The 17149-nt window shown below is 51.3% G+C and carries 12 protein-coding genes; 3 read left to right on the forward strand and 9 right to left on the reverse strand.

Features of this window, described 5'->3' with window-relative positions:
* Positions 1–2: 2 nt before the first annotated feature.
* From lpxK to U0026_RS14905, 9 genes are all read right to left on the reverse strand, one after another.
* Complete coding sequence (gene lpxK / locus U0026_RS14865; RefSeq protein WP_062777554.1) at positions 3–983, reverse strand: tetraacyldisaccharide 4'-kinase; 981 nt, start codon at positions 981–983, stop codon at positions 3–5.
* Positions 980–2728 carry a lipid A ABC transporter ATP-binding protein/permease MsbA gene (msbA, locus tag U0026_RS14870; RefSeq protein ID WP_062777555.1) on the reverse strand — a complete coding sequence of 583 codons (1749 nt, stop codon included), beginning with the start codon at positions 2726–2728 and terminating at the stop codon, positions 980–982. The genes lpxK and msbA overlap by 4 nt, the downstream gene beginning before the upstream one ends.
* A 36-nt stretch (positions 2729–2764) precedes the next feature.
* Positions 2765–5026: a ComEC family protein gene (locus U0026_RS14875; RefSeq protein ID WP_062777557.1), complete on the reverse strand. Its 2262-nt coding sequence runs from the start codon at positions 5024–5026 to the stop codon at positions 2765–2767.
* Positions 5027–5243: 217 nt separating this feature from the next.
* Positions 5244–5528, reverse strand: a complete 285-nt coding sequence (gene ihfB / locus U0026_RS14880; RefSeq protein WP_062777559.1) for an integration host factor subunit beta — start codon at positions 5526–5528, stop codon at positions 5244–5246.
* Between the two features lie 151 nt (positions 5529–5679).
* On the reverse strand, positions 5680–7353 hold the full coding sequence (gene rpsA / locus U0026_RS14885) for a 30S ribosomal protein S1 (protein ID WP_062777561.1): 1674 nt from the start codon (positions 7351–7353) through the stop codon (positions 5680–5682).
* A 115-nt stretch (positions 7354–7468) separates the two neighbouring features.
* Positions 7469–8152 (reverse strand): (d)CMP kinase, encoded by a 684-nt coding sequence (gene cmk / locus U0026_RS14890; protein WP_062777562.1) that lies wholly within the window; start codon positions 8150–8152, stop codon positions 7469–7471.
* 181 nt (positions 8153–8333) lie between these two features.
* Entirely contained in the window at positions 8334–9617 is a 1284-nt protein-coding gene (gene aroA, locus U0026_RS14895) for a 3-phosphoshikimate 1-carboxyvinyltransferase (RefSeq protein WP_062777564.1), read from the reverse strand.
* A 72-nt stretch (positions 9618–9689) separates the two neighbouring features.
* Positions 9690–10778, reverse strand: coding sequence for a 3-phosphoserine/phosphohydroxythreonine transaminase (serC, locus tag U0026_RS14900; RefSeq protein ID WP_062777565.1), 1089 nt, complete (start codon positions 10776–10778; stop codon positions 9690–9692).
* Between the two features lie 162 nt (positions 10779–10940).
* Positions 10941–11633 (reverse strand): DUF421 domain-containing protein, encoded by a 693-nt coding sequence (locus U0026_RS14905; protein ID WP_062777567.1) that lies wholly within the window; start codon positions 11631–11633, stop codon positions 10941–10943.
* A gap of 127 nt (positions 11634–11760) precedes the next feature.
* Here U0026_RS14905 and ycaO point away from each other — a divergent pair, with 127 nt between their 5' ends.
* From ycaO to pflB, 3 genes are all read left to right on the forward strand, one after another.
* A complete protein-coding gene (gene ycaO / locus U0026_RS14910; protein ID WP_062777569.1) occupies positions 11761–13521 on the forward strand; it encodes a 30S ribosomal protein S12 methylthiotransferase accessory factor YcaO in 1761 nt (586 codons plus the stop codon).
* A gap of 403 nt (positions 13522–13924) precedes the next feature.
* Entirely contained in the window at positions 13925–14782 is an 858-nt protein-coding gene (focA, locus tag U0026_RS14915; RefSeq protein ID WP_062777571.1) for a formate transporter FocA, read from the forward strand.
* 55 nt (positions 14783–14837) lie between these two features.
* Complete coding sequence (gene pflB, locus U0026_RS14920) at positions 14838–17120, forward strand: formate C-acetyltransferase (RefSeq protein WP_062777573.1); 2283 nt, start codon at positions 14838–14840, stop codon at positions 17118–17120.
* Positions 17121–17149: the final 29 nt, after the last annotated feature.

Genomic DNA, 17149 nt, shown 5'->3' on the forward strand with positions numbered 1-17149 from the left:
CATTAGCGCCGTGCGAGGGTTATCAATTCCTGTAACAGCGTCTGAGCACGGTCGCCGGAAAGCACAGCATCGACCGGCAGATACCACCAGTTATCCTGGGCAAACTGACGGCATTTCACCGCATCTTTTTCCGTCATGATTAAGGTTTGTCCCGGAGCGACCAGCGCTTCAACGTCTGCTTTATTCAGCGCCTGATGATCGGCCAGGGCAAACGTACGCGCCGGTTGAAGACCATTATCGTTAAGCGTGGCAAAAAAACGCGGCGGATGACCAATACCGGCCATCGCCACCACATTTTGTAAAGCGGTGAGAGGAGCGCGCTCGCCGGTTAACAGGTTTACAGCTTCCCCCGGACGCAGCGTCATCGGAATTTCTCCCGCCTGCGCCTGACCGCCGTTGACGATGCGGGCATCCACCGTATCTAAACGTGAAGCCCGCTCGCGCATCGGCCCCGCCGGTAACCACCAGCCGTTGCCAAAACGACGAACACCATCGATAACCACAATCTCTTTATCACGCGCCAGTCGATAATGCTGTAGCCCATCATCGGTCACGATAATCTGCAAATCATGCGCCGCGAGTAGTGCCTTGACAGCGTCTACCCGCACCGGTGAAACCGCGACAGGGGCACCGGTGCGCTGGAAAATCAGCACCGGTTCATCACCCGCTTGTGCCGTGGTGGTGTCAGCCGTAAGCAACAGCGGGTAGCGTTCTGCTTTACCGCCGTAGCCACGGGAGACCACGCCAACACGAATCCCTTGTCGTTGTAACTGCTCAACAAGCCAGATGACCACGGGCGTTTTGCCGTTGCCACCTGCGGTAAGATTCCCCACAACGACGACCGGGCAAGGTGCCCGCCAGGTTTTTTTAATACCGAGCTGGTAGCACAGTCGGATGATGCCGCTCACCAGGCCATAGAGCCAGGAGAACGGCAGCAGAAGCCGCCAGAGAGGCGATTCGCCCGACCAGATTTTCGCAATCATTGACCAAACTGCATTTTGTGCAACTGCGCGTAGACGCCACGATGTTCAAGCAGTTCCTGGTGGCTACCGCGTTCAACGATAAGGCCATCTTCAACGACGACAATTTCGTCGGCTTGTTCAATAGTGGAGAGTCGGTGCGCGATGACCAGTGACGTGCGATTTTTCTGCAATTCATCAAGCGCCGACTGAATGGCGCGCTCTGATTCGGTATCCAGCGCCGACGTTGCCTCATCCAGGATCAGAATTGGGCTGTTACGCAACAAGGCTCGCGCAATGGCGATACGCTGACGCTGCCCACCAGAGAGCAACACGCCGTTTTCACCAATGATCGTATCGAGGCCGTTATCCATTTTACTGATAAAGTCCATCGCATAGGCCATACGCGCGGCTTCTTCAATCTGCTCGCGGCTGAACTCTTCGGTGCGAGCATACGCAATGTTATTGGCAACCGTATCGTTGAACAGGTGTACGTTCTGCGAGACCAGCGCAACCTGATTACGCAGCGAGGAAAGTTTATACTCGCGCAGATCGTGACCATCGAGCAAAATTTCGCCTTCGTCGATATCGTAGAAACGTGTCAAAAGACTGGCGATAGTCGATTTACCTGAGCCAGAACGTCCTACCAAGGCGACGGTTTTTCCTTCCGGGATCAGCAGATTGATATCGCGCAGCGCAGGCGTTTCACGGCCTGGATAGGTAAAGGTGACGTTGCGGAATTCAACGGTCCCTTTCGCGCGTTCAACGTCCAGCTTGCCTTCGTCTTTTTCCTGCTCGCTGTCGAGAATGGAAAACAGCGTCTGGCATGCTGCCATCCCGCGCTGGAACTGCGCGTTGACGTTGGTTAACGATTTCAGCGGACGCATCAGCGCAATCATTGAGGAGAAGACCACGGTGATGGTACCGGCCGTCAGCGTTTCCATTACGCTTGGGAAGCTCGCCGCATACAGTACAAACGCCAGGGCCAGGGAAGCAATCAGCTGAATGATTGGGTCAGAGATAGACGATGCTGAGACCAGCTTCATCCCCTGCAGACGCATCTTATTGCTGACTTTATCAAAACGCTTAGTTTCAACACCCTGACCGCCGAACATCAGCACTTCTTTATGCCCTTTGAGCATCTGTTCAGCGCTGGTGGTCACCTGCCCCATCGTGTTCTGCATATTTTTACTGATGCTACGGAAGCGTTTGGAGACGACCCGAATCGCTATGGACACGATAGGCGCCAGGACGATAAGGATTATCGACAACTGCCAGCTATAGTAAAACATCATAATAAACAGGCCGATAATCGACGCACCTTCGCGCACTACGGTAATCAGCGCGCTGGAGGAGGAGGAAGCAACCTGTTCAGAATCATAGGTAATACGTGACAGCAGCGTCCCGGTGGACTGCTTATCAAAGAAAGAAACCGGCATCCCCATCATATGGCTAAACAGCCGACGGCGGATGGTCATGACTACTTTTCCTGAAACCCAGGATATACAGTAGCTTGAAACATAGCTTGTGATACCACGGAGGATCATCAAACCAACAACGACCAGCGGCATCCACAGCAGCACTGAGCGATCTGTTTTACCAAAACCATCATCCAATAATGGTTTAAGAAGCGATAGCATAAAGGTATCGCTGGCTGCGTTAAGCACTAACGCAACGGCCGCCACGATTAACCCTGCTTTAAACGGCGCGATAGTCGGCCAGAGTCGGCGGAAGGTCTGCCACGTGGAGAGATCTTTGTCGTTCTGCATTCAAAAAACCAGCTTATGTTGAAATAGCCGCATATTCTACCCGTTATCGCGAGTCTCGCCAAACCACTGATGATACCAACGTGGTAAAAGTTGATCTCGTAAGCTCTCAACCTGCCAACCTTTGGTGCTAAAAGTGACGGTAATCTGCCCCTGATGTGGGGTATCAAACCAAGCATATTGGCGTTGGCGATAACGCGCTTTTACGCTGGCGGAAGGCAGTCGCCATGCGTTATAGCGGGATGCGGAAGCCAGGGCAGCAGAGCCACCCACCCGTTGAAGTAGTGCCATACCCGACGATGTCGAGCTACCGTGGTGTGGAACCTGAATAATTGTAGACGCAAACGGCCGCCAAAAATGGCTAATCATGGACATTTCTGCCGCTAATTCAACATCTCCAGTGAGCAGTATGCTGTTTTTACCGTCATCAACCCTTACTACGCACGATCCATTGTTTCCTTTTTGTACCTTGCCCGGCAGCGGCCACAGCGCTCGAAAGGTGAGTCCCTGCCACCGCCACGTCTCTCCGCGCATACAGGGTTGATGCCCCGTCCAGCCCAGCGGGCTTTTCACCCACGCATGTGGCCATGCCTGTCGTATTGCGTGCAGACCACCACGGTGATCAAGATGTTCGTGACTGAGGATAATACCCTGCGGCGTTAGTCCATGCCATCGCAGCCATGGGATAATCAGCTGATCGCCACTGTTTCCTTCAGGCCATGCCAGGCCCGTATCGTAGAGTATGGCGTTATCCCCTTTTGAGATAACCATCGCCAGCCCCTGCCCAACATCCAGCATCGTGACCTGCCATTGATCGGCCGGGGGTTTCTGCCATAGCGGAAAGGCAAGCAGTGTGCACAATGGCAACCATAGCGCCGAATAGCGCCACCAGCCGTGCAGACGCCAGAGCAGTACCGCCAGCCAGGGAATCAGCGATATCCCCAGCCATGCCCCGTTTATTCCTAACCATCCAGCCGGTAACAGACGTAAGTATGCAAAGACCATTGCGAGTACGCGATCAGCACCGTACCACACCACCATCTCCACTACGGCTGGCGCACAGAGATGTAAAAACATCGCCAATAGAATCATTGGTACGGCGATAAATGTAATGACCGGTACTGCGACGACGTTGGCCAGCAACGAGGTGACACTTACTCCATGAAACAGCCAGATTTGCAGCGGTGCCAACAGCAGCATTAGCCCAATTTGTAAATGAATAAGGTTCGCCAGCGGCCGCAGGCGGCGCGCAAAATAGCCTTCAGGTAAGGGTACCCATTGATACCAGAAAATCAGCGTACCAACGGCAAAGGCCGATAACCATAAGCTATCAGAAAGGGCAGCCAACGGGTCGAGAAACACAATGGTCGCCAGACAGCACAGCCAGACTTCCCAGCCCGTCCACTGCCGCCCGCTCAGACGAAGTGAGTACCAAATGCCAGCGGCAACTACGGTACGCAATGCGGGCGGCTGCATCCCGGTTAACATGGCATAGGCCATCGCGCACACCCACCCGGCCAGTAGCGGCAGCCGCCAGCTGATGAGCCGGCTGGGGAGAAAAAACTGGATCCCACGAACAAGCAACCAACCCAGTGAGGCCCCGAGAGCAATATGAAGTCCGGATATCGCCATCAGGTGCGAAGTACCCGTTTGCTGCATCAGTGTTTTGATGTCCTGGGGTATCGCCAAACGCTCCCCCATCCCCAGTCCCAGCATCACGTCCCGCCAGGGCAATCCTGCCAGAGAATCTCTCAAAGTGTTCAGAAAGCGCGCCCGCAGGCTACAGGTGGTATCCAGCGCTTGTGCCTCGATAATACGCCCCGTCAACGTGCGATGTTGCGAGACAGCATAACGCTGTGAATCAAATCCACCATCATTAAGCTGCCCGTGAACCGCCCTCACGCGTACCGTCATACGCCAGCGCTGACCTGCACAAGGAAGCTGCGGGAGATAGTTCCCGTATAAAGCCATCTCAGCCCCCGGGAAAAGGCGCTGTCCTTCCAGATGGGTAACAATTCCCCGGTGCGTGGTTTGTCCGTCGGTCTGCGTCAACACCATTTCAATATGTCGGTTCTTTCCCGGTAAGACTTCGGCGGGGAGTTTAACCTGCCAGGCAGCCAGCACCGCCCAGCAGAACATCAGTCCAGTCAGACTGATAACTCGCCCCGCTTTCCCACAAACAGCTAGCAAAACTAGCGCAATAACGGCGAACTTGATGAATGTGAGTGACGGTAATTCAGGCAATACGCTCAGTGGAAGAATGCCGAGCAACGTACAGCTGGCCAGTTGTGGAAGACGCATTAAAACCTCCTTGTTACGGGAAGTGTCGCGCCAGATACAGACTTTGTCGTGAGGATTAAAGAAGGGTTACGCGGCGGATTCCAGAGAAGTTTCGGCATAAGTGAAACTTGTCGTTGCAATGCGGGGTGGGTTCCAGAAACAAGCGTTATTCAGAAACGAAAAAAGCACCCGAAGGTGCTTTTCTCTCAATCAAGTTGGCCGCAAGAACGGCAGTAACTCAATCGTAAATATTGGCGCGGTCGCGCAGTTCTTTGCCTGGTTTAAAGTGCGGCACGTATTTGCCTTCCAGTTCCACTTTGTCGCCAGTCTTCGGGTTACGCCCGGTACGTGGTGCTCTGTAGTGCAGAGAGAAGCTGCCGAAACCGCGGATTTCAATGCGCTCACCTTCAGCAAGAGTCGTAGCCATATGCTCTAACATCTCTTTTACCGCATCTTCCACTGCCTTAGCAGGGATATGGGATTGCTGGCTGGCAAGTCTTTCAATCAATTCTGACTTGGTCATGATTCCTCCGGTTTCCTTTAAGGAAAATTAGCTAACAGCTTATTAAACAAGGGCGGCCGTAGCCGCCCTTTGTGCTAGATTACAGGCCGAAACCTGCAATCTGTCAAGTAAAGTCATCGCAATTCAGGTTGTTAAACCCAAATGGATAAAATTACTCGCCTTTAGCTGCTTTAAATGCTTCAGCCATTGCGTTAGAGAAGTTGCCTTCTTCCGGTTTGTTGTTAACCGTAGCGATTGCATCTTTCTCATCAGCTTCGTCTTTCGCACGAACAGACAGGCTAATTGCGCGGTTTTTACGATCAACGCCGGTGAATTTAGCTTCAACGTCATCGCCAACGCTCAGAACCAGAGTCGCATCTTCAACGCGGTCACGTGATGCTTCAGAAGCACGCAGGTAACCTTCAACGCCGTCAGCCAGTTCTACGGTTGCGCCTTTAGCGTCAACTGCAGTCACTTTACCGTTAACGATAGCGCCTTTCTTGTTCACAGCAACCCAGTTGTTGAACGGATCTTCTGCGAGCTGTTTAACGCCCAGGGAGATACGTTCACGTTCTGCGTCAACCTGCAGAACAACTGCTGCGATTTCGTCGCCTTTTTTGTATTCACGAACTGCTTCTTCGCCTGTAGCGTTCCAGGAGATGTCAGACAGGTGAACCAGGCCGTCGATGCCGCCGTCCAGGCCGATGAAGATACCGAAGTCAGTGATAGACTTGATTTTACCTTCAACACGATCGCCCTTGTTGTGGGTTTCTGCGAACAGCTGCCATGGGTTAGATTTGCACTGCTTCAGACCCAGGGAGATACGACGACGTTCTTCGTCGATATCCAGAACCATAACTTCCACTACATCACCAACGTTAACAACTTTGGATGGGTGGATGTTTTTGTTGGTCCAATCCATTTCGGAAACGTGAACCAGGCCTTCAACGCCTTCTTCGATTTCAACGAAGCAGCCGTAGTCGGTCAGGTTGGTCACGCGACCAGTCAGTTTGGTACCTTCTGGATAACGCTTAGCGATAGCTACCCATGGATCTTCGCCCAGCTGTTTCAGGCCGAGGGATACACGAGTACGTTCGCGGTCGAACTTCAGCACTTTAACAGTGATTTCGTCGCCAACGTTTACGATTTCGCTTGGATGCTTAACGCGTTTCCATGCCATATCAGTGATGTGCAGCAGGCCGTCAACGCCGCCCAGATCAACGAATGCACCGTAGTCAGTGAGGTTCTTAACGATACCTTTAACTTCCATGCCTTCCTGCAGGTTTTCCAGCAGCTGATCGCGCTCTGCGCTGTTTTCGGATTCGATCACGGCACGACGAGAAACAACAACGTTGTTACGCTTCTGGTCCAGCTTGATTACTTTGAACTCAAGCTCTTTGCCTTCCAGGTGCAGAGTATCACGCACTGGACGAACGTCTACCAGAGAACCTGGCAGGAACGCACGAATACCGTTCAGCTCAACAGTGAAGCCACCTTTAACTTTGCCGTTGATAACACCAACTACAGTTTCAGCTTCTTCGTAAGCTTTTTCCAGCGTGATCCAAGCTTCGTGACGTTTAGCTTTCTCACGGGACAGCAGAGTTTCACCGAAGCCGTCTTCTACTGCATCCAGTGCAACGTCAACTTCGTCACCAACCTGGATTTCCAGCTCGCCCTGGGCATTTTTGAACTGCTCTGCCGGAATGGCAGACTCAGATTTCAGACCGGCGTCAACCAGTACGATATCTTTGTCGATAGCAACAACAACACCACGAACGATGGAACCCGGACGGGTTTCGATTGTTTTTAAGGATTCTTCAAATAGTTGAGCAAAAGATTCAGTCATGTTTAATCTTCAGGTTTCATATTTAACGTCCACCTGGCTCCATGCCGGATGGGGTTGTTTAACATACCCGCTGTCAATCCATTGCAACGAGGGTACTACAAAATTCGGTCGCGTTTTACGCGAGTGCCAGTTTCTGGCGCGCATAGTCTAACGCTTTTTCAATTACTTGCTCAATGCTTAACGTGGTGGAATCCAACACTAAAGCATCGGCGGCAGGAATCAGCGGCGCAACAGCACGATTACGATCGCGGTCGTCACGCTCCTTTATCTCTGCCAAAAGGCGCTCAAAGTTAACACTAAAGCCCTTTTCCTGCAACTGTAGCATGCGGCGGTTTGCACGTTCTTCCGATGAAGCATCGAGGAAGATTTTTACCGGCGCATCCGGGAACACAACCGTCCCCATATCACGACCATCTGCAATCAGGCCAGGCAGCTTACGGAAGCCACGCTGACGGCGCAGCAGCGCTTCGCGAACGCGGGGGAATGCAGCAACTTGTGATGCCGCATTGGCGACATCCTGGGTGCGAATTTCACCGCTAACATCTTCCCCTTCCAGGATGACTTCCAGCGCCCCGTCGGTTGAGACAAAACGGACATCCAGGTGAGTGGCCAGCGGAACTAATGCATCTTCGGAGGTCACGTCAACATGATGATGCAGTGCGGCTAATGCCAGCACACGATAAATCGCACCCGAGTCCAGTAAGTGCCACTGCAATGCTTCAGCCATTGCTTTGCACAGTGTGCCTTTACCCGCGCCACTTGGGCCGTCAATGGTAATTACCGGGGCAATTGCCGTCATCTCTATCTCCTTAATAAAAGGCATATTCAACGTAAACGCCGCGCATTATACGCATCTCTGCGCCAGACAGTTACCTTTGTATGCAAATTCCAGAATTGACCGTAAAAAAAGCAGGAGAATAGATAAGTATAGTGGGCTGGTGTGAAGCCAGCCCGAAAAGTATCACAGTTGACGACTGGGGTCAGGCAAGCGTACTGATGCGCGCTAGCTGTTCAAAATAGTCCGGGAAAGTTTTTGCCGTACATTTCGGATCAAGAATAGTCACGGGGGTATCAGACAGCGCCACCAGCGAGAAGCACATCGCCATACGGTGATCGTTATAGGTGCCGATTTCTGCAAAATTGAGTTCAGCAGGCGGCGTCACACGAATGTAGTCTTCGCCCTCTTCCACTTCAGCGCCCACTTTACGTAGCTCAGTCGCCATCGCAAACAGACGGTCAGTTTCTTTCACCCGCCAGTTGTAGATATTGCGCAGCGTGGTGGTGCCTTTCGCAAAAAGCGCCGCCGTCGCAATGGTCATTGCCGCGTCGGGAATATGATTCATGTCCATATCGATGGCGTTCAGTTCACCGTGAGTACAGGAGATAAAGTCGTCGCCCCAGGTGATGGTCGCGCCCATTTTTTCCAGCACATCCGCAAAACGAATGTCGCCCTGAACGCTATGACGACCGATACCGGTGACCTTCACGGTACCGCCTTTAATCGCACCAGCGGCGAGGAAATAGGAGGCGGAAGAGGCATCGCCTTCAACTAAATACTGTCCCGGGGAAACATACTGTTGGTTTCCACGCACAATGAAACGCTGGTAGTTCTGATTTTCAACCTCGACACCGAAGGTTTTCATCAGGTGCAGGGTGATATCGATATAAGGCTTAGAGACCAGATCGCCTTTAATAGTGATGGCGGTATCTTGCGGGGCCAGCGGCGCCGTCATCAACAGCGCGGTGAGAAACTGGCTGGATACGCTACCATCAACATCAATATCGCCGCCGCTAAAGCCGCCTTTCAGGCGTAATGGCGGGTAGTTTTCCTGCTCCAGATAATCAATCTGCGCGCAACCCTGACGCAGGGAATCAACCAGATGACCAATCGGACGCTCTTTCATCCGCGGTTCACCGGTCAACACGATATTGTTTTGTCCAAGACACAGCGCCGCCGCCAGTGGACGCATTGCCGTGCCCGCATTACCCAAAAACAGTTCCAGTTCGTCAGAAGACTGCATCGGTCCTGCATTACCGGTCACTTCACAGCGAGTGCGATCGGCTGACAAGGTATAATGAATTCCCAGCGACTTCAGCGCGTTCAGCATGTGGCGAACATCGTCACTGTCCAGCAAATTTGTCAGGACGGTTGTGCCACGGGCCAATGCTGCCAACAGTAGTGCGCGGTTCGACACGCTTTTAGAACCGGGCAGATTAATGGTGCCATCAACACGCGCGATAGGTTGTAACGTCAGGGATTCCATGAAACTCAACTCTCAAAAACAGAAGTAAAAACCCCACGGCGCAACCGTGGGGATGAAATGATCAAAACCAAATTAGCCGTGACGGCGTTCGAACGCTTTCATAAAGTCGGTCAGCGCCTGTACGCCCGCCAGTGGCATGGCATTGTAGATGGACGCACGCATTCCACCCACGACACGGTGGCCCTTCAGCGCATGTAGACCTGCGGCAAATGACTCTTCGAGGAACAGCTTATCCAGCGCGCTATCCGCTAACTGGAACGGTACGTTCATGCGAGAGCGGTTAGCGGTCGCCACATCGTTACGGTAGAAATCACTACCATCAATGGTGGTATACAGAAGATCGGCCTTCTGCTGATTAATCTTGTCCATGGCTTCAACGCCACCCTGCTCTTTCAGCCATTTGAACACCAGACCTGACAGGTACCAGGCGAAGGTTGGCGGAGTATTGAACATCGAGTCGTTTTCGTTTAACACGGTGTAATCGAGAATTGACGGGCAAGCCACGTGCGCTTTACCCAACAGGTCTTCGCGAACAATCACCAGCGTTAAGCCCGCAGGGCCGATATTTTTCTGAGCGCCGGCATAGATAATACCGTAGCGGCTGACATCAATGGGACGCGACAGGATGGAGGAGGAAAAATCGGCGGCCACAATAACGTCTTTGCCGAAGTCTGGCGTCTCTTCAATGGCGATACCATCGATGGTTTCATTCGGGCAGTAATGTAAATACGCCGCGTTATCAGAGAGCTGCCATTCGCGCATCGGTTTTACCGCACGTTTACCGTCGACGGTGACTTTGGCATCAATAACGTTCGGGGTGCAGTATTTTTTGGCTTCTTTGACCGCGCTGGCTGCCCAGTAGCCAGCATCAACGTAATCTGCGGTGGTTTTGTCACCCAGGATATTAAGTGGAACACCGGCAAACTGCCCGCGCCCGCCGCCGTGGCAAAACAGCACTTTGTAGTTGGAAGGGATATTGAGCAGGTCACGGAAATCCTTCTCTGCTTCTTCCGCCACGTGGATAAATTCTTTACCACGGTGACTGACTTCCATTACCGACGTTCCTAAGCCGTTCCAGTCGCAAAGTTCTGCCTGCGCCAGTTTAAGAACATCTGCCGGTAACATTGCCGGACCTGAACTGAAATTAAACACCTGAGCCATTTTCCCTCACCACGCTAAAAGCTATAAGTAATACCTGTGGATATCGGTTTTATCATTCAGTGACACGCGCCGCAATGTCTAAAACTTTCCACCGACAAATTGTGCACCGCATCACACAAAAGATTGTTCCATCTGGACGCCGTAAAACCGACAAAATCGCTGTCAGGCATTACGTTTAACCCGGCTGGCCTTAGTCCATTCTGGATTCGCACAACGGGGACATAATTGGCGATCGCCTGCCCGCATACTGACCACGCTGCTGCAGCGAACGCAAGCATACTCTCCCGGCTCAGGAACCACTTTATATCGCGTCACCTGACTTTTCGGCAAAATGCACAGGCCCGGTTTAACATCATCATTGTGATAGTAGAACACACTGATTTCACCGTTGGTTTCCATCACGGCTAAGCGGACCTGCCCCAGCTGTTCCACGCTGCTAAGACGCAGCTCCATGAAAAAATCCAGCTCGGTCATGTTGGCTTTGCGCACATTATCCCACGCTAACTGTCCGTCCTCGACAATGACTACCGCTTTACCTTCCAGTAAATCCTGCACCGTTTCGCTTTTTGCCATCAGCCACATAATTAACCGATAAAGCAAGGCTAGCGACACGAAAACAACCAGCACGGGTACCATCGGCACATCATCATAAAAAGCCACGTCCCCTGCCGCCGAACCGAGCGTCAGAATGATCAGCACTTCAAACAGCGACATCTGCCGCACGCCACGCCGTCCGGTCAATTTGAGAAATAAAAAGACCAATATAAAGGTATAGAGACTTCTGAGCGCCACTTCGCCTAAAAACTCGGGAGGAACTTTATCAAATGCCATCCGTTGGAGATCAAACACTTTCATTTTTCTACGCCTTAACAAAAGGTTATTTTGTATAAGCATAGCCTCACCTTTTATTTTCGCCGGAGATAGCACCCGTCACACAAAACCCGTATCATTGCGCGCTTTCCGTACGACAAAAGAGATTGCTATGACGCAGACCTATATTCCCGGCAAAGATGCCGCGCTGGAAGATTCCATCGCCCGCTTCCAGCAAAAGCTGCTCGACCTGGGTTTCGATATTGAAGAAGCCTCCTGGTTGAACCCTGTTCCTAACGTCTGGTCGGTGCATATTCGTGATAAAGCCTGTTCTTTATGCTTTACCAACGGTAAAGGTGCTACCAAAAAAGCGGCGCTGGCGTCGGCGCTGGGTGAGTACTTTGAACGTCTCTCCACTAACTATTTCTTTGCTGATTTCTGGCTGGGTGATGAAATTGCCAACGGCCCATTCGTGCACTATCCGAATGAAAAATGGTTCCCGCTGACCGAAGACGACGAGGTGCCGGAAGGTCTGCTCGATGCACGTCTGCGCGCATTTTACGATCCAGACGATCAGCTCGGCGCGAGCATGTTGGTCGATCTGCAGTCCGGTAACGACGATCGCGGCGTGTGCGGCCTGCCGTTTACTCGTCAATCAGATGGCGAGACCATCTATATTCCGATGAACATCGTGGCAAACCTGTACGTGTCCAACGGCATGTCAGCCGGTAACACCCGCAATGAAGCGCGTGTTCAGGGTCTATCAGAAGTCTTTGAGCGTTACGTGAAAAACCGCATCATTGCGGAAAGCATCAGCCTACCGGAAATTCCATCCGAAGTACTGGCACGTTTCCCAGGCGTTGTTGAGTCGATAGCTAAACTGGAAGCCGAAGGTTTCCCAATCTTCGCATACGATGGTTCTCTGGGCGGTAAATACCCGGTTATCTGCGTGGTACTGTTCAACCCAGAAAACGGCACCTGCTTCGCCTCTTTCGGTGCACACCCAGACTTTGGTGTTGCTCTGGAGCGTACGGTTACCGAACTGCTGCAAGGTCGTGGTCTGAAAGATCTCGACGTGTTTACCCCACCGACCTTCGACGACGAAGAAGTGGCCGAACACACAAATCTGGAAACCCACTTCATTGATTCAAGTGGTTCTATCTCCTGGGATCTGTTCAAGCAGGATGCTGACTATCCGTTTGCAGACTGGAGCTTCTCCGGCACCACCGAAGAAGAGTTCGCAACCCTGATGGCTATCTTCAAAGAAGAAGATAAAGAAGTGTACATTGCCGACTATGAGCACCTGAGCGTTTACGCTTGCCGCATCATCGTACCAGGTATGTCCGACATCTATCCGGCGGAAGATCTGTGGCTGGCGAACAACAATATGGGTAGCCACCTGCGCAACACCATTCTCTCCCTGCCGGGTAGCGAATGGGAAAAAGAAGAGTACCTGAATCTTATCGAGCAGATCGACGACGAAGGTCTGGACGATTTCACCCGTGTCCGTGAACTGCTGGGACTGGCAACAGGCTCTGATAACGGTTGGTACACTCTGCGTGTCGGTGAACTGAAGGCCATGCTGGCATTGGCTGGCGGCGACCTGGAACAGGCACTTATCTGGACTGAATGGACGATGGAGTTCAACGCCTCGGTCTTCAGCCCAGAACGTGCTAACTATTACCGCTGTCTGCAGACTCTGCTGTTATTGTCTCAGGAAGAAGATCGCGAACCGCTGCAATACCTGAACGCTTTTGTCCGTATGTACGGGGTTGATGCAGTAGAAGCCGCCAGCGCAGCTCTGAGCGGTGAAGAAGCCTTCTATGGCTTGCAACCTGCTGATGGCACGTTGGCTGCCTTCCCTGCGCATCAGGCGCTGTTACAGGCATACGAAAAACTACAGCGCGCAAAAGCAGCATTCTGGGCGAAATAAGTTAAAGCCTTAGAAAAAGTAGGTTTAACGTAGACTCTACGCTATATTACGGGGCCAATTGCTGGCCCCTTTTTTATTTCCACGCTTCGCTTCCGCTTGGTGTGAAAATAAAGTTAAAGATAAGTAAACGCGATTATTGGTAGCTTACTTTTATTGTTAATTTACCAGATCATTACTCCATTTTAATTAACCCGTAAAATGAAGGGTAACGAAAATATTCAACTCAATTTGCAAATCTTAAAATTTATTTTTATAATAACATTCAATAACTTACCCTGTATTAGTTGAAAAACCATCCAACTTGCAGGCCTATAAGCCAGGCGAGATATGATCTATATCAATTTCTCTTCTATAATGCTTTGTTAGTATCTCGTCGCCGATTAAATAAAAAGAGAGAGTTAGTGTGAAAGCTGACAACCCTTTTGATCTACTTCTCCCTGCTGCAATGGCCAAAGTTGCCGAAGAAGCAGGTGTCTATAAAGCAACCAAGCATCCGCTGAAAACCTTTTATCTGGCGATTACTGCGGGCGTCTTCATCTCGATTGCTTTTGTATTTTATATTACAGCAACCACGGGTACAGCTGGCATGCCGTTTGGCATCGCAAAACTGATCGGTGGTGTCTGCTTCTCACTAGGCCTCATTCTTTGCGTGATTTGTGGCGCCGACCTCTTTACCTCAACTGTGCTTATCGTTGTTGCGAAAGCCAGCGGTCGTATCACCTGGGGTCAATTGGCGAAAAACTGGCTCAACGTCTATGTTGGTAACCTGATTGGCTGCCTGCTCTTCGTACTGCTTATGTGGTTGTCCGGAGAATATATGACGGCCAACGGCGGATGGGGGCTTAACGTCCTGCAAACCGCTGACCACAAAATGCACCATACATTTATCGAAGCCGTCGCTCTCGGCATCCTGGCGAACCTGATGGTCTGCCTGGCAGTCTGGATGAGCTACTCTGGCCGCAGCCTGATGGATAAAGCCATGATTATGGTTTTACCGGTTGCCATGTTCGTTGCCAGCGGTTTTGAGCACAGTATCGCAAACATGTTCATGATCCCTATGGGTATCGTAATACGCGATTTTGCTAGCCCGGAATTCTGGACCGCTGTCGGTTCCTCTCCGGAGAATTTCTCACACCTGACCGTGATGCATTTCATCACCGATAACCTGATTCCCGTCACTATCGGGAACATCATCGGCGGCGGTTTGCTGGTTGGGTTGACATACTGGGTCATTTACCTGCGTGGCGGTGACCGTCATTAATTTGATGGTTGCTCCAGGCAGTAAATAAAAGTCCACTTAAGAAGGTAGGTGTTACATGTCCGAACTTAATGAAAAGTTAGCCACAGCCTGGGAAGGTTTTACCAAAGGTGATTGGCAGAATGAAGTAAACTTACGTGACTTCATCCAGAAAAACTACACCCCGTATGAGGGTGACGAGTCCTTCCTGGCTGGCGCTACTGACGCGACCACCAAGCTGTGGGACAACGTTATGGAAGGCGTTAAACTGGAAAACCGCACTCACGCGCCAGTTGACTTTGACACCGCCGTTGCATCTACCATCACTTCCCACGACGCTGGCTACATCAACAAAGCGTTGGAAAAAATCGTTGGTCTGCAAACTGAAGCTCCACTGAAACGTGCTCTTATCCCGTTCGGTGGCATCAAAATGATCGAGGGTTCATGCAAAGCGTATAATCGCGAACTGGACCCAACCATCAAAAAAATCTTCACCGAATACCGTAAAACCCACAACCAGGGTGTATTCGATGTTTATACCAAAGACATTCTGAACTGCCGTAAGTCTGGCGTTCTGACTGGTCTGCCAGATGCTTACGGCCGTGGTCGTATCATCGGTGACTACCGTCGCATCGCGGTATACGGTATCGACTACCTGATGAAAGACAAATACGCTCAGTTCCTGTCTCTGCAGTCTGACCTGGAAAATGGCGTAAATCTGGAAGCGACTATCCGTCTGCGTGAAGAAATCTCTGAACAGCACCGTGCGCTGGGTCAGATCAAAGAAATGGCAGCGAAATACGGTTGCGATATCTCTGGTCCTGCTACCAATGCTCAGGAAGCTATTCAGTGGACTTACTTCGGCTACCTGGCTGCGGTTAAATCTCAGAACGGCGCTGCAATGTCCTTCGGTCGTACTTCCAGCTTCCTGGATATCTACATCGAACGCGACCTGAAAGCAGGCAAAATCACAGAGCAAGAAGCTCAGGAAATGATTGACCACCTGGTCATGAAACTGCGTATGGTTCGCTTCCTGCGTACCCCTGAGTATGATGAACTGTTCTCCGGTGACCCAATCTGGGCGACTGAATCTATCGCAGGTATGGGCGTTGATGGCCGTACTCTGGTTACCAAAAACAGCTTCCGCTTCCTGAACACCCTGTACACCATGGGTCCTTCTCCAGAGCCGAACATCACCGTTCTGTGGTCTGAAAAACTGCCACTGGCGTTCAAAAAATATGCTGCTAAAGTGTCCATCGATACCTCTTCTCTGCAATACGAGAACGATGATCTGATGCGTCCTGACTTTAACAACGATGACTACGCTATCGCTTGCTGCGTAAGCCCAATGATCGTTGGTAAACAAATGCAGTTCTTCGGTGCGCGTGCTAACCTGGCAAAAACCATGTTGTATGCAATCAACGGCGGCGTTGATGAAAAACTGAAAATGCAGGTTGGTCCTAAATCTGAACCAATCAAAGGCGACGTTCTGAACTTCGACGAAGTGATGGATCGTATGGATCACTTCATGGATTGGCTGGCTAAACAGTACGTCACCGCGCTGAACGTTATCCACTACATGCACGACAAGTACAGCTACGAAGCCTCTCTGATGGCGCTGCACGACCGTGACGTTATCCGCACCATGGCGTGTGGTATCGCAGGTCTGTCCGTTGCTGCTGACTCCCTGTCTGCAATCAAATATGCGAAAGTCACTCCAATTCGTGACGAAGACGGTCTGGCTATCGACTTCGCAATCGAAGGCGAATACCCGCAGTTTGGTAACAACGACGCTCGCGTTGATGACATGGCGGTTGACCTGGTTGAACGTTTCATGAAGAAAATTCAGAAACTGACCATGTACCGTAACGCTATCCCGACTCAGTCTGTTCTGACCATCACCTCTAACGTGGTTTATGGTAAGAAAACAGGTAACACCCCAGACGGTCGTCGTGCTGGCGCGCCATTCGGCCCAGGAGCTAACCCAATGCACGGTCGTGACCAGAAAGGTGCTGTTGCCTCTCTGACCTCCGTTGCTAAACTGCCGTTTGCTTACGCTAAAGATGGTATCTCTTATACCTTCTCTATCGTTCCTAACGCTCTGGGTAAAGACGACGATGTTCGTAAAACTAACCTGGCAGGCCTGATGGATGGTTACTTCCACCACGAAGCGTCTGTTGAAGGTGGTCAACACCTGAACGTTAACGTTATGAACCGCGAAATGCTGCTCGACGCGATGGAAAACCCTGAGAAATATCCTCAGCTGACCATCCGTGTATCTGGCTACGCAGTACGTTTTAACTCCCTGACTAAAGAACAGCAGCAGGACGTTATCACCCGTACCTTCACTCAATCTATCTAATAGATTTGACTGAAATCGCGATTAAAAAC

This window comes from Kluyvera intermedia, from assembly GCF_034424175.1.
GTDB lineage: Bacteria > Pseudomonadota > Gammaproteobacteria > Enterobacterales > Enterobacteriaceae > Kluyvera > Kluyvera intermedia.

Coding starts and splice junctions, on each gene's coding strand:
- lpxK (WP_062777554.1), bottom strand. CDS start 983: ATGATTGCGAAAATCTGGTCGGGCGAATCGCCTCTCTGGCGGCTTCTG.
- msbA (WP_062777555.1), bottom strand. CDS start 2,728: ATGCAGAACGACAAAGATCTCTCCACGTGGCAGACCTTCCGCCGACTC.
- U0026_RS14875 (WP_062777557.1), bottom strand. CDS start 5,026: ATGCGTCTTCCACAACTGGCCAGCTGTACGTTGCTCGGCATTCTTCCA.
- ihfB (WP_062777559.1), bottom strand. CDS start 5,528: ATGACCAAGTCAGAATTGATTGAAAGACTTGCCAGCCAGCAATCCCAT.
- rpsA (WP_062777561.1), bottom strand. CDS start 7,353: ATGACTGAATCTTTTGCTCAACTATTTGAAGAATCCTTAAAAACAATC.
- cmk (WP_062777562.1), bottom strand. CDS start 8,152: ATGACGGCAATTGCCCCGGTAATTACCATTGACGGCCCAAGTGGCGCG.
- aroA (WP_062777564.1), bottom strand. CDS start 9,617: ATGGAATCCCTGACGTTACAACCTATCGCGCGTGTTGATGGCACCATT.
- serC (WP_062777565.1), bottom strand. CDS start 10,778: ATGGCTCAGGTGTTTAATTTCAGTTCAGGTCCGGCAATGTTACCGGCA.
- U0026_RS14905 (WP_062777567.1), bottom strand. CDS start 11,633: ATGAAAGTGTTTGATCTCCAACGGATGGCATTTGATAAAGTTCCTCCC.
- ycaO (WP_062777569.1), top strand. CDS start 11,761: ATGACGCAGACCTATATTCCCGGCAAAGATGCCGCGCTGGAAGATTCC.
- pflB (WP_062777573.1), top strand. CDS start 14,838: ATGTCCGAACTTAATGAAAAGTTAGCCACAGCCTGGGAAGGTTTTACC.